Source organism: Pantoea sp. WEP (genome assembly GCF_041678305.1).
Classification (GTDB): domain Bacteria; phylum Pseudomonadota; class Gammaproteobacteria; order Enterobacterales; family Enterobacteriaceae; genus Pantoea; species Pantoea dispersa.
Genome location: NZ_JBGNXB010000001.1, coordinates 3,937,576 through 3,950,763 on the forward strand (window position 1 = coordinate 3,937,576; position 13,188 = coordinate 3,950,763).

11 protein-coding genes, 4 tRNA genes and 1 other RNA gene are annotated in these 13,188 nt (G+C 59.9%); 2 read left to right on the forward strand and 14 right to left on the reverse strand.

The features are described 5' to 3' along the window. Window position 1 precedes the first annotated feature (1 nt). Together hemX and hemY are read left to right on the forward strand one after the other, a co-directional pair. Window positions 2-1,132, forward strand: coding sequence for a uroporphyrinogen-III C-methyltransferase (hemX, locus tag ABVR31_RS18370; RefSeq protein ID WP_058758109.1), 1,131 nt, complete (start codon window positions 2-4; stop codon window positions 1,130-1,132). 2 nt (window positions 1,133-1,134) lie between these two features. Then, window positions 1,135-2,331, forward strand: a complete 1,197-nt coding sequence (hemY, locus tag ABVR31_RS18375; RefSeq protein ID WP_058775512.1) for a protoheme IX biogenesis protein HemY — start codon at window positions 1,135-1,137, stop codon at window positions 2,329-2,331. 609 nt (window positions 2,332-2,940) lie between these two features. Here the strand turns inward: hemY and ABVR31_RS18380 are convergent. The 14 genes from ABVR31_RS18380 to wecC all read right to left on the reverse strand — a co-directional run bounded on the left by ABVR31_RS18380 (window position 2,941) and on the right by wecC (window position 13,187). Beyond that, window positions 2,941-3,070: non-coding RNA, RtT sRNA (locus tag ABVR31_RS18380), on the reverse strand. Between the two features lie 35 nt (window positions 3,071-3,105). Further along, window positions 3,106-3,182, reverse strand: a tRNA-Pro gene (locus ABVR31_RS18385). Window positions 3,183-3,218: 36 nt separating this feature from the next. Continuing rightward, window positions 3,219-3,305, reverse strand: a tRNA-Leu gene (locus ABVR31_RS18390). A gap of 16 nt (window positions 3,306-3,321) precedes the next feature. Beyond that, a tRNA-His gene (locus ABVR31_RS18395) sits at window positions 3,322-3,397 on the reverse strand. Window positions 3,398-3,487: 90 nt separating this feature from the next. Next, window positions 3,488-3,564, reverse strand: a tRNA-Arg gene (locus ABVR31_RS18400). A 159-nt stretch (window positions 3,565-3,723) separates the two neighbouring features. Further along, entirely contained in the window at window positions 3,724-4,458 is a 735-nt protein-coding gene (gene wecG / locus ABVR31_RS18405) for a lipopolysaccharide N-acetylmannosaminouronosyltransferase (protein ID WP_021506979.1), read from the reverse strand. 28 nt (window positions 4,459-4,486) lie between these two features. Continuing rightward, on the reverse strand, window positions 4,487-5,830 hold the full coding sequence (wzyE, locus tag ABVR31_RS18410) for an ECA oligosaccharide polymerase (protein ID WP_238561281.1): 1,344 nt from the start codon (window positions 5,828-5,830) through the stop codon (window positions 4,487-4,489). Beyond that, window positions 5,827-6,897: a TDP-N-acetylfucosamine:lipid II N-acetylfucosaminyltransferase gene (locus ABVR31_RS18415; RefSeq protein ID WP_372773777.1), complete on the reverse strand. Its 1,071-nt coding sequence runs from the start codon at window positions 6,895-6,897 to the stop codon at window positions 5,827-5,829. The genes wzyE and ABVR31_RS18415 overlap by 4 nt, the downstream gene beginning before the upstream one ends. Further along, window positions 6,894-8,147, reverse strand: a complete 1,254-nt coding sequence (wzxE, locus tag ABVR31_RS18420) for a lipid III flippase WzxE (protein ID WP_058758104.1) — start codon at window positions 8,145-8,147, stop codon at window positions 6,894-6,896. Before wzxE ends, ABVR31_RS18415 begins: the two co-directional genes overlap by 4 nt. Beyond that, the gene (gene rffA, locus ABVR31_RS18425; RefSeq protein WP_058771059.1) at window positions 8,147-9,277 is read right to left on the reverse strand and encodes a dTDP-4-amino-4,6-dideoxygalactose transaminase; all 1,131 of its coding nucleotides are present in this window, start codon (window positions 9,275-9,277) and stop codon (window positions 8,147-8,149) included. The genes wzxE and rffA overlap by 1 nt, the downstream gene beginning before the upstream one ends. Continuing rightward, window positions 9,277-9,972 (reverse strand): dTDP-4-amino-4,6-dideoxy-D-galactose acyltransferase, encoded by a 696-nt coding sequence (gene rffC / locus ABVR31_RS18430; RefSeq protein ID WP_058758102.1) that lies wholly within the window; start codon window positions 9,970-9,972, stop codon window positions 9,277-9,279. Before rffC ends, rffA begins: the two co-directional genes overlap by 1 nt. Further along, complete coding sequence (gene rfbA, locus ABVR31_RS18435; RefSeq protein ID WP_166720212.1) at window positions 9,950-10,831, reverse strand: glucose-1-phosphate thymidylyltransferase RfbA; 882 nt, start codon at window positions 10,829-10,831, stop codon at window positions 9,950-9,952. Before rfbA ends, rffC begins: the two co-directional genes overlap by 23 nt. Window positions 10,832-10,854: 23 nt before the next feature. Next, on the reverse strand, window positions 10,855-11,931 hold the full coding sequence (gene rffG, locus ABVR31_RS18440; protein ID WP_021506986.1) for a dTDP-glucose 4,6-dehydratase: 1,077 nt from the start codon (window positions 11,929-11,931) through the stop codon (window positions 10,855-10,857). Further along, the gene (gene wecC, locus ABVR31_RS18445) at window positions 11,928-13,187 is read right to left on the reverse strand and encodes a UDP-N-acetyl-D-mannosamine dehydrogenase (protein WP_150361820.1); all 1,260 of its coding nucleotides are present in this window, start codon (window positions 13,185-13,187) and stop codon (window positions 11,928-11,930) included. Before wecC ends, rffG begins: the two co-directional genes overlap by 4 nt. Window position 13,188: the final 1 nt, after the last annotated feature.

Consider the following 13,188-nt stretch of genomic DNA (forward strand, 5'->3'; position numbering starts at 1 on the left):
AATGACGGAACAAAAAGACTCCTCCGCCATGGTTGAAGAAACCACCCCTGCGGACACTTCCCCGACGCCAGCCAGCCAGCCGCCTCGCGCGAAAAAGAGCGACGGCAAGGTGCTGAGCGCGGTGGCAATTGTCATTGCACTGGCGATTGGCGCGGGACTTTACCTGAATGGGAAACACCAGGCCGACTTACAGGCTCAGACTAACCAGAACCTGAGCGAGCAGCTGAGCGCCCTGCAGCAGCAACTGGGCAGCGATAAACAACAGCTCTCGCAGCAGCTGGCGGACGCCAACACCGCGCTGCAGGAAGCGCGCAGCCAGCAGGATAACAGCGCCAAAGAGCTGGAGACGCTGCGTGAAAAAGTGGCCACTATTTCCGGCAACGATACCCGCACCTGGCTGCTGGCGCAGGCCGACTACCTCGTTAAACTGGCGGGTCGCAAACTGTGGAGCGATCAGGACGTCACCACCGCGGCAGCGCTGCTGAAAAGCGCGGACACCAGCCTGGCGGAGATGAACGATCCCAGCATCATGAACGTGCGCCGCGCGCTGACCCAGGATATCAGTTCACTGGCGGCGGTCAGCCAGGTGGACTACGACGGCATCATCCTCAAGCTGAACCAGTTGTCGAACGGCGTGGATAATCTGCGTCTGGCCGATAACGACAGCGATGAATCGCCGATGGATGCCGACAGCGGTGAGCTCTCCAGCTCGCTGCACGAATGGCGTCAGAATCTGGTGAAGAGCTGGCACAACTTCATGGATGATTTCATCACCATCCGCCGCCGCGATAACACCGCGCAGCCGCTGCTGGCACCGAATCAGGATGTTTATCTGCGCGAAAACATCCGTTCACGTCTGCTGATTGCCGCGCAGGCGGTGCCGCGCCATCAGGATGAGATCTACAAACAGTCCATCGATGCGGTATCCACCTGGGTGCGAGCCTGGTACGACACTAACGATGCGGCGACCAAAGCCTTCCTCGCCCAGCTCGACGAGCTGAGTCAGCAAAGTATTTCGATGGACGTGCCGGACACGCTGGAGAGCCAGGCGCTGCTGGAAAAACTGATGCAAACACGCGTGCGCAATCTGCTGGCGCAGCCATCGGCTGCGGCTGATCAACAGGGAGGCTAACCATGCTGAAAGTATTGGTGCTTTTCCTGCTGCTGATTGCCGGCATTGTGCTGGGGCCGATGGTTGCCGGCCATCAGGGCTACGTGCTGATCCAGACCGATAACTGGAACATTGAGACCAGCGTCACCGGTCTGGCCATCATCCTGATTCTCAGCCTGCTGGTGATTCTGCTGGTCGAATGGATTCTGCGTCGCCTGTTCCGCACCGGCGCCCGCACCCGCGGCTGGTTCACCGGGCGGAAACGTCGTAGCGCCCAGCGTCACACGCAAAGCGCGCTGATGAAGCTGGCGGAAGGCGATTATCGTCAGGTAGAAAAGCTGCTGTCAAAGAATGCCGATCACGCCGATCAGCCGGTGGCGAACTATCTGCTGGCGGCGGAAGCAGCGCAGCAGCGCGGCGATGAAATCCGTGCTAACCAGCACCTGGAGCGCGCCTCTGAGCTCTCCGAGAACGATACCATTCCGGTTGAGATCACCCGCGTGCGACTGCAGCTGGCGCGTAACGAAGATCACGCCGCACGTCACGGTATTGATCGCCTGCTGGAAGTGGCGCCGCGCCATCCGGAAGTGCTGCGTCTGGCCGAGCAGGCTTATATCCGCACCGGCGCCTGGGGCGCACTGCTGGATATCCTGCCCTCTATGCAGAAGGCGCAGATTAACGATGAGAACCAGCGTAACGCGCTGCAGCAGCAGGCGTGGCTGGGTCTGATGAATCAGGCTATGGCCGATCAGGGCAGCGAAGGCCTGAAAAAATGGTGGCAGAACCAGAGTCGTAAAACCCGCCAGGAGACTGCCCTGCAGGTGGCGATGGCTGAGCATTTGATCGAGTGCGACGATCCGGACACAGCGCAAAGCATCGTGCTGGAAGGGCTGAAGCGTCAGTATGACGATCGGCTGGTGCTGCTGATGCCGCGTATCAAAAGCGGTGACCCGCAGGCGCTGGAAAAAGCGCTGCGTCAGCAGATCAAGCAGCACGGCGCCACGCCGCTGTTGCACAGCACGCTCGGCCAGCTGCTGATGCGCCATGGTGAATGGCAGCAGGCCGCAGAAGCCTTCCAGCAGGCGCTGGCACAGCGTCCCGATGGCTTTGACTACGCCTGGCTGGCGGACGTTTACGATCGCCTGCATCGCCCGGAAGACGCGGCTAAAATGCGTCGCGAAGGTCTGTTACTGACGCTGAAGAACAATCCTGGCGCCTGATTTTACTGTTGTTATTTTTGTGCACGCCGGGCCAGTCCCGGCTTTTTTTTGCCTCAAAGAGCGTGCAGGGAATACGGCATCAATCCGTGAACGGCAGATAAAAAAACACCTGCCAGAAGCAGGTGTAAGATCAGGTCGGTAAGACAACTGATGGTATCCGACTCAACGTAATGTCCTTCTTACTGCAGTAGCGCGTGCACGTTACTGCCAGCTGGACAACGGATACCGTAAGGGGCTCTGCATCATTCCCAGGTTTATGTTGCATCCGCAAACATAAGAGGTGGAATGAGCATCTACGCAGAGATTATTGCACAAAGCGTGCCAGAATGGCATGAGTCACGGGAAGTTATTTTATATCAGTGAGTTAGGCAATCTCTGCCCGCTGACAGCGGTTGCGATGTCGCGAAAACGCGACAGACCGGTTTAAAGCTGTCTCCGCTGAGCGACAGGCTGTGCAAGGAAAGGTAAGGCTGTTGAAAATCAGCAGGTTAGGTGTCGCGTAATAGCGACAATCGCTGCGCCCGGCGCAAACCTCCTTCGGAGGTTCTCATCCTCTTTTACTACAGACGAAAAAAAACCTGCTTTTTGCAAAGCAGGTTTCTTAAATGATGGTCGGCGAGAGAGGATTACGCTTCTCTGCGAGAAGCGCCCTGCGGGCCGTTGCTGACGCAACGTTGTCTCGCTGCGCTCGGCTCAAACCTCCTTCGGAGGTTCTCATCCTCTTTTGCTACGAACGAAAAAAGCCCGCTTTTTGCAAAGCAGGCTTTTCGAATATGGTCGGCGAGAGAGGATTCGAACCTCCGACCCACTGGTCCCAAACCAGTTGCGCTACCAAGCTGCGCTACTCGCCGATTTTGTACTGCCTGTTACTGCTTACTTGTTTTGCCTGGTGCGAAGAGAGGGACTTGAACCCTCACGTCCGTAAGAACACTAACACCTGAAGCTAGCGCGTCTACCAATTCCGCCACCTTCGCATGTCCCAGCAAAATCTGGGGTGGCTAATGGGACTCGAACCCACGACAACTGGAATCACAATCCAGGGCTCTACCAACTGAGCTATAGCCACCATAATTCTGGTGCGTAAGCGTAACCGCTTACTTAATGCACTGCATAACGCGGTTAAACCAACCACCGAAGCTCTTGCGCACAAACTAAATGGCGCGCCCGACAGGATTCGAACCTGAGACCTCTGCCTCCGGAGGGCAGCGCTCTATCCAGCTGAGCTACGGGCGCGTAGCGCCGTTGCGGATGGGCATACTACGTATTTGACTCCAGGCTGTCCAGTGCTTTTTCATAAAAAAATCGCGTTTGCTTACGCTTTGTGCATTCCGTCGATAAATAACGCAATTTGCCTGCTTAACCTGCCGGAATTACAGCACTATTCCTGCCGCGTTACAGATCGCCGCGCCAGTGATAGCGTAAATATTTCAGCAGTTTTAACTGGCGGCGCCAGCGTGATGGCTGGCGTATCAGGCGATACAGCCACTCCAGCCCTAATTGCTGCCAGATGCGCGGCGCACGCGTGACGTGGCCGGTAAAGACGTCATAGGTGCCGCCGACGCCCATATACAGCGCGTGCGGCCAGTGTTCGCGGCAGTCGCGCATCAGCAGCTCCTGGCGCGGCGATCCCTGCGCCACGGTCACAATCTGCGCCCCGCTGGCGGCAATGCGCGCAAATAGCGCCTCGCGTTCGGCTGGAGCGAAGTAGCCGTTCTGGCTGCCCACGATGTTGACATTCCACTGACGGCGTAATTTATCGCAAGTTTCCTGCAGCACCTGCTCACGCCCGCCGATTAAAAACACCGGAATACCGCTGCGGCCCGCCTGTTCCATCAGCGCTTCCCACAGATCGGCGCCGGCGATGCGGTTCACCGTCAGCTGCGGGTATTTTTTTCGCAGCGAACGCACAATGCTGATGCCGTCCGGGTATTTGATCTCCGCGGCGGCGATCAGCGCGCGCAGCTGGGCATCCTCTTCCAGCGTCAGCATCTTTTCGGCGTTGATCGCCACCAGCGTGCCGCTGCGCGGCTTGCCGTCCGGCAGCAAAAAGTGAAGAAAGCTCGCCATATCGGCGAAAGCGTGTAAATCGATGCCGCGCAGGGTATAACGCGGATGATCGGTTTCCATGGTCGGTATTTCCCGTCAGGCCCGGAGGTTAAGCAGAGCGCGATAAAACTGGCTCCGCGCGCGGGCGAATCAGCCCGGCACGCGCTAACAGCCAGAAAAGTAACTTCGCCAGCCCAACGCAGGCGGCGAAAATCAGGCAAAAGAACACCACGCGCGAGCCGAAGGCATCCAGCCCTTCGCGCGCCAGCACGATCATATTGAACACCGCGCCAAAGCAGAAGCTTTGCAAAATGGCACCGCTGTAGCGGTTGCCAGCTTCGCGCCCCTGCTGGTAGAGAGAATCAAACCCTTTCATCAACAGCCCGACCGCTATCGCCCCAAGGGGAATAAAGCCTGCACCGCCCATGATCAGCAGCGACCCGAGCAACGTGGGTGAAATCGCCAGCCCGGAGTGGTTATTCAGCACTTCCCAGGTGAAATAGTTGGCGCTGTTGAGCACCATCGATGGCCGATCCGGCCACAGCCAGCCTGGGATAAACACGTAGAAATCACGCCAGATCGGGGCCAGCCCCTGAAAATCGATTTTGTCGTAATTCTGCAGCAGCAGCGCAAGGTTTTCCCACGGCGAAAAGGTGTCGCGCGTTAGATAGAGAAACGTGTAAAACGCTTCATCACCCACCACGTCGAGATTGTAACGACGCAGCGCCAGCCAGAACATGCCGCCAATCGCCATCACGCCGGCCCCCACCAGCATCCACAGCGTAATCCAGCCGCGCGTAATGCCGATGAACAGGAACAGCGCAAAGGCGATGATGATATTGGCGCGCGTCCCGCCCACCAGCGCATAGGTCAGCAGACCAAACGCCACCGTGATCAGCAAAAACAGCAGCCACTGGCGCTGGGTAGGATTAAGGAAATAGCGGATCAGCATCGCCGGAATGAAGAAGTAGAAGAAACGCTTGAGCGCCACGCCGGACACTTCGCTGGAGAAGATCTGGTTATAGGCCGACAGCCGGAACAGCAGCAGGCCGTTATGCATAAAGAACACCGTGACGGTTCCCACCGCCACCAGCGCCAGCAGCAGGCAGGTCAGATGGGTTTCCACCCGGTTCATCGTCAGCCAGGGTTTGCGCGGCACCGCCTGCGCAGGCCGCAGCCGCACTTTGTAGCTGACGTAATAGATGGCGTAGAAACTGGTGGCGGCCAGCAGCGCCTGCAGCAGATAGTCTGCCGGCACCACGCTGACGTTAAAGCGGAACACCAGCACGCTGGTCAGCGGAAAGCCAAAGTAAAAGGTCAGTAAAAACAGCAGGGTAAAGAACAGGTGGAAATTAAAACGCACCCGTTTAAATTCGCGCCAGGTCAGCGTCAGAATGAAGCCCAGCGAAAACAGATACACCACCAGCAGACCACTAAACTGCAGCAGGCTCATGTTGACTCCCTTTCACTCTCCGCCAGCGCGTGGCGCCATCCCGCCAGATAGCCCGGGGCAAAAAAGGCGATAGCGGAACGATCGCACTGCGCCAGCTGACGCTGCGCCTCCGCCACGCGCGTGCGATCCAGCGCATCAGCGCTAAATAACACCGGCAGCCCCTGCTCGCTCAGGTCACGCCAGAACGGATTCTTACGGTTGACCACAAACGGAATGCCGGCCTGAATCAGCAGGCACAGCGTACCGATGCCCTGCTGACGCTCGAACATAAAATAACCGAGCTGACAGCGACTCAGCAATTGCAGATAGGCTGTGAAGTCGATTTTGTCGCGCAGCAGCGTCACCTGGCCGCGCGGAAACAGGCGCTGCGCGGCAGCATCAATCTCATCGATGTACTCATAGTTGCTGGCCGGATAACCGAGCGGGATCACCACGTTAACCTGCTCACCAAACTGGCGGCGAATCGCCTGCAATCCTTCAATGTGCCGGTTGCTGCGATCGCCCGAGTTGCCGAGCAGAATGGTAAAGCTGTCGCTGGCGGCAGGTGCGGGTATCGCGGCCTCCGGCATACGCGTTGGAAAATAGAGCAGCGAAGTGGGCACGCGCGGATGGCGCTGCTGGAAAAAGTGCAGATCGCCGCGCGTGGCAAACACCTGCGCCATGCGCCCCTGGGCGATACGCCGCAGCAGATAAAACAGGCGGTACTTCAGCCCGGCGCCCTCTTCGTAGAGATCGGCGCCCCAGATGTGCCAGAACGCCTGCTGTCGCCGCAGCTTGCCGCTGAGCAGCGCCAGCCACAGGCGCGGATTGAACTGGCCGTGAAAGAAGAAGCGCTGACGGCGATCGGCGGCGCGTGCGATCACCGCCTGCGCCAGCGCGCGCTTGCTGGGATACACGTCGATCTGCAGCTGAGGATAGGCCATCAGGGTATCCGGCGCGGCCGATACCACCATAAACTGACGCGGCGCGTCGGCTGGCGATTCAACGCTCATGACGTCGTTAAAGAAGCGCAGCAGCGTGTGATTGTGATGCGGGATATCGGAGCCCAGCACGTGAAATAGCGTCATTTTTTCCGGCAATAAATCAAGAAAGCGCCACAGCAAAGGGCAAAGTAGAGCACGTAGGTCGCCATATAAGCCTGCGCCGCGCCCGCCGTTCCGTGCAGTGGGATCAGCCAGTGCGCAAAGGCTGTCAGCAGCACAAACTGGCTGATTTCCGTGAGAATATAAAAGCGCAGTGAGGCTTTGGCGATCACCAGGTATCCGAAAACATAGGCGCCTACTTTAAAGACGTCACCGCACAACTGCCAGACAAAAAGATCGCGCATGGCGCTGAACTGCGGGGAAAACAGCAGCCAGATGGCGACATCGCGCAGCAGCCAGACGCAAAAGCTGGCCGCCGCCACCGCCGGCAACACAAAGCGCAGCGCACGGCCAATTTCGCGCGCGATGTCAGCTTTATGCTCCAGCCGCGCCAGCGTTGGCAGCAGCCAGACGCTGAACGTGGCGGTGATAAATTGCAGATACGCATCGGAGATGCTGGTGACGCCCTGCCACAGCCCGACCTGCGCCCAGCCCTGCTGCTGCGCCAGCAGATTACGCATCATCACCCAGGCTACCGGCAGGGTCACGGCCGTCATCAGCGCCATCAGGGTAAATTTGGCCAGATTACGCGCCAGCGCCGGCTGCCACTGCGGCATCAGCCAGCGCAGCGGCAGTTCCTCGCGGTGGCGTCGCAGCATCCACAGCGCCGGCCCGACCAGCAGCGCCGGCACCAGCGCCAGCCCGACCAGCGCACCGGCATAGCCACCCAGCCACCAGCACAGCACATAACCCACCACGCCGATCAGGCTGCCGGCGATCAGCGCCAGCGCGTTACCGCGCGCATCGCGAAAACCTTTCAGCAACGCCAGTGTCAGGTTGGCCCAGGCAATGCCCAGCTGCAAAAAGGCGACGATACGCACCACGTTTTGCCAGGCGGCGTGACCAAACAGCGCCCGGCTGATGGGCTCCGCCGCCAGCAGGAACAGCAGCGCCAGCAGCGTGGAAAACCCCAGCACCATTGCTGACGCAGTGCCGGTCACTGCACGCAGCTGCGCCGGCTGCTGGCGGAACTGCGCGACATAGGTGGTTACGCCGTTAAAGATACCCGCGCCGGCCAGCACGCCGAGCACGGTAATCAGCTGGCGAAAGTTACCCGCCTGGCCGACGCCCTCGGGGCCGAAGCTCACCGCCAGCAGTTTCACCACCAGCAGGCCAGCGACAATTTTTACCAGCGTGGACGAGGCGGTCCACACTGAGGCTCTGGCTAACGACATCAGGCAAAGAAGCTCAGCAGCGAACTGATTACCGTACGCTGGTTGTTGTCCGACAGGTTGTAGAACAGCGGCAGCCGCAGCAGGCGCTCGCTCTCGCGCGTAGTGAACGCATCCGTGCCGTGGAAGCGGCCAAAACGCGCGCCGGCCGGTGAGGAGTGCAGCGGGATATAGTGGAACACGGTGAGGATCTCCGCTTCCTTCATCCAGTTAATCAGTGCCTGGCGATCCTCGCTGTCGCGCAATTTGAGATAGAACATGTGGGCGTTGTGACGGCAACTGGCCGGCACCGCCGGTAACGCAATGCGCCCGCTGGCCGCCAGCGGCTGCAGCGCGTCGTAATAGTTCTGCCACAGGCGCAGACGCTGCTGGTTGATGCGTTCCGCCGCTTCCAGCTGCGCCCATAGATAAGCCGCCTGCAAATCCGCCATCAGGTAGCTGGAACCAATGTCGCGCCAGGTATATTTATCCACCTGTCCGCGGAAGAACTGGCTGCGGTTGGTGCCTTTTTCGCGGATGATCTCCGCACGCTCGATCAGTTTCGCCTCGTTGATCAGCGTAGCGCCGCCTTCACCGCCGGCGGTGTAGTTTTTCGTCTCATGGAAGCTAAAGCAGCCAATATGGCCGATGGTGCCCAGCGCGCGCCCTTTGTACTGCGACATCACGCCCTGCGCCGCATCTTCAATCACATACAGCTGGTGCTTCGCCGCCAGCGCCATGATGGTATCCATCTCGCACGCCACGCCCGCGTAATGTACCGGCACGATGGCGCGCGTTTTCGGCGTGATTGCTGCTTCAATCTGCGTTTCGTCGATATTCAGCGTATCCGGGCGCACGTCGACGAACACAATGGTGGCGCCGCGCAGCACGAAGGCGTTGGCGGTGGAGACAAAGGTGTAGCTCGGCATGATCACTTCATCGCCGGGCTGGATATCGATCAGCAGCGCGGCCATCTCCAGCGAAGCGGTGCACGAGGGCGTCAGCAGCACTTTTTTGCTGCCAAAATGCTGCTCCATCCACTGCTGACAGCGCCGGGTAAAGCCGCCGTCGCCGCACAGCTTGCCGCTGGCCATCGCCGACTGCATATAGTCAACTTCGGTGCCCACAACCGGGGGCGCATTAAATGGGATCATCAGGCTTTCCTGTAAAACCAGTAGGCGGTGCTTTCCAGCCGGGCACCGCTGCGTAAATAGAGGCGCATCGCCGTAAGATTGCTGAGCTGGGTTGCGACCCGCAGACGTTCGAGCTGGCGCACCCGGCCCCAGTCGGCTGCCGCCAGCAGCAAACGCTGCCCGACGCCGTTGCCCTGCGCCGCCGGCAGCACCGCCAGCAGACCGATACGCGCGTCACCAGCGACTTCGCGCATGGAGACGAACCCCTGCAGCGCGCCCTGCTCGTCGCAGGCGATCAGACACTGGTGATCAAATGTGCCGCGCACCGCGTTCTCAATCCACTGTGCGTAGAAGCGGCCGCTGTCTTCAGCGTCAAACCAGGGAGCACGAAAACGGCTCTGGCTAAACGCCTGGGCCGCTGCCGCGCGCAGCTGCGGGATCTGCGCTTCGCGCGCGATACGTACGCCGGTCTGCCGTTCGGTGCGTTTGATATTGATCGCCAGATCCGCTTCGCCTTCCACCAGCTGAAAACCGTGCTGGCTCAGCGCATCTATCGCCGCGCTGTCCTGCGCCGGCACCTTAACCTGCCACAGCGTGTAAGGCTGCTGCAGCGCCTCGGCCAGCGGCACATCGCCGTCCAGCGTCAGCCGCGCCGTGGCGCAGCGGAAGAAGTCGCTCTCCCACGCAAGGGGATCAATACTGACGCGGACGGGCATGCAGAATATCCAGCAGATACTGGCCGTAGCCGGTTTTGGTCAACGCCTGTGCCGCTGCCAGCAGCTGCTCATCGCTCAGCCAGCCGTTGCGCCAGGCAATCTCTTCGAGGCAGGCAATTTTAAAGCCCTGGCGTTTCTCAACCGTTTGCACGAACACGCTGGCCTCAATCAGGCTGTCGTGGGTGCCGGTGTCCAGCCAGGCAAAGCCGCGCCCCAGCAGCTCCACCGCCAGTTCGCCCTGCTCCAGATACATCTGGTTGATGGCGGTAATTTCCAGCTCGCCGCGTGCCGAAGGCTGCACCTGCTTCGCAAAATCCACCACGCGGTTGTCGTAAAAGTAGAGGCCGGTGACTGCCCAGCGCGATTTCGGCTGCTGCGGCTTCTCTTCAATCGACAGCGCGTTGAAGTCGTCATCAAACTCCACCACGCCAAAACGTTCCGGATCCATGACCTGATAGGCAAAGACCGTGGCACCGTGGCTGCGCGCGGCCACCTTTTTCAGTTTCGGACTGAAGCCCTGGCCGAAGTAGAGATTGTCGCCCAGCACCAGACAACAGCTGTCGTCGCCAATGAAGGATTCACCGATGATAAAGGCCTGCGCCAGGCCATCCGGACTCGGCTGCTCGGCATACTGCAGCTGCAGGCCAAATTCACTGCCATCCCCCAGCAGCCGCTCAAAATGGGCGCGATCGTCCGGCGTGGTAATAATAAGAATGTCGCGAATCCCCGCCAGCATCAGCACCGACAGCGGATAGTAGATCATCGGTTTGTCGTACACCGGCAGCAGCTGCTTGGATATCGCCCGGGTTATCGGGTGCAGGCGCGTGCCCGAGCCACCGGCTAAGATGATACCTTTCATCGTTGCTCCTCCTGCATGCGCGCTTAACGCGGGGTGGCTAAGCCCAGACGCTCGCCGCGATAACTGCCGTTGAGAATCGCCTGCCACCACTGCGGATTGGCCAGATACCACTGCACGGTTTTGCGGATGCCGCTGTCGAATGTTTCCTGCGGCGTCCAGCCCAGTTCACGGGCGATTTTACTGGCATCAATGGCATAGCGCAGGTCGTGGCCGGGACGATCGTGAACAAAGGTGATCAGTTCCCGGTAGCTGCTCAGCCCGGCAGCGCGCTGTTGCGGTGCCAGCTCATCCAGCAAATCACACAGCGTCTCCACCACCTCAATATTGCGCCGCTCATTGTGGCCGCCAATGTTGTAGGTCTCGCCCACTTTGCCGCTGCTGACTACGGTGTACAGCGCGCGGGCGTGATCTTCCACATACAGCCAGTCACGAATCTGGCTGCCGTTGCCGTACACCGGCAGCGGCTTACCGGCCAGCGCATTGATAATGGTGAGGGGAATCAGTTTTTCCGGGAAATGGTAAGGCCCATAGTTGTTGGAACAGTTGGTGACCACCACAGGCAGTCCGTAGGTGCGCAGCCATGCGCGCACCAGATGGTCGCTGCTGGCTTTGGTCGCCGAATAGGGGCTGCTCGGGGCGTACGGCGTGGTTTCGGTAAAGAAATCTTCCGTGCCGTGCAGATCGCCAAACACTTCGTCAGTGGAGATGTGGTGCAGGATGAAGCCTTTCTTGCGCTCATCCGTCATGCCGTTCCAGTAATGGCGCGTCGCCTCCAGCAGCTGGTAGGTGCCGACAATGTTGGTTTCGACAAAGGCGATTGGCCCGTCAATCGAGCGGTCCACGTGACTCTCTGCCGCCAGATGCATGATGCAGTCCGGCTGGTACTGCGCCAGCACGCGATCCAGCGCGGCGCGGTCGCAGATATCGACCTGCTCAAAAGCAAAGCGCGCATCCTGCTCAACCGGTGCCAGCGACGCCAGATTGCCGGCATAGCTCAGCTTATCCACCACCACCACCCGGTGGTCGGTATTGGCAATCAGGAAGCGCACCAGCGCGGAGCCAATAAAACCGGCGCCGCCGGTGACTAAAAACTGTTTCATCGCCAGACTCCTTTGGTATCCACAATCCACGGCTGCGTCACCTGTTCAGGGGTAACGGCGCGGAACTGTGCATGATCGACCAGCATCACCAGGATGTCAGCGTGTTGCAGGGCATCAGCCAGCGGCACCAGCGTAGCGCGTTCGGCGAGCTGCGGCGGAATATCCGCCACATGCGGCTCGACCACCCAGGTGCGGCCGCTGTGCCAGCCCGCAATACGCTGCGCCACCGACATCGCCGGGCTTTCACGCAGGTCATCGATATTAGGTTTGAATGCCAGACCGAAGCAGGCGATGGTCACGTCCGTGGCACGCTTGCCGCTGGCCGTCAGGCACTCGGCCAGCGCCTGTTTAACCTGATCCAGCACCCAGCCCGGCTTGGCATCGTTAACCTCACGCGCGGTCCGGATCAGCCGTGCCTGCTGCGGGTTTTGCGCCACGATAAACCATGGGTCGACCGCAATGCAGTGGCCGCCAACGCCCGGTCCCGGCTGCAGGATATTGACGCGCGGATGGCGGTTCGCCAGCGCAATCAGTTCCCACACGTTGATCCCCTGTTCGGCGCAGATCAGCGACAGTTCATTGGCAAAGGCGATGTTCACATCGCGGAAACTGTTTTCCGTCAGCTTGCACATCTCTGCGGTGCGCGCGTTAGTTTCCACACACTCGCCGCGCAGGAAAATGCGATACAGCTCGCTGGCGCGCGCCGAACAGGCCGGCGTCATGCCGCCAATCACGCGGTCATTTTCCAGCAGCTCGACCATCACTTTCCCCGGCAGCACGCGCTCCGGGCAGTAAGCGATAAACACGTCAGGTTGCTCGCCGTGCTGCGGGAAGCGCAGATCCGGGCGCGCCGCCGCCAGCCATTGCGCCATCTGTTCAGTAGCGCCCACTGGCGAAGTTGATTCGAGGATCACCAGATCGCCGGCCTTCAGCACCGGCGCAATCGACAGCGCAGCCGCCTGCACGTAGCTGAGATCCGGCTGATGATCGCCGACAAACGGCGTCGGCACGGCAATCAGAAAGGCGTCGGCGGCTTCAGGCTGGGTGGTGGCGCGCAGGTTGCCGTTGTGCACCGCTGCACGTACTACGTCGCCCAGTTCAGGCTCGACGATATGAATTTCGCCGCGATTAATGGTTTCCACCGCGCGCGCATTGATATCCACGCCGATGACCTGTTTCCCGTGCGACGCAAAAACGGCTGCCGTCGGCAGCCCAATGTAGCCCAGTCCGATAACGGAAATGGTTGAAAAACGCATA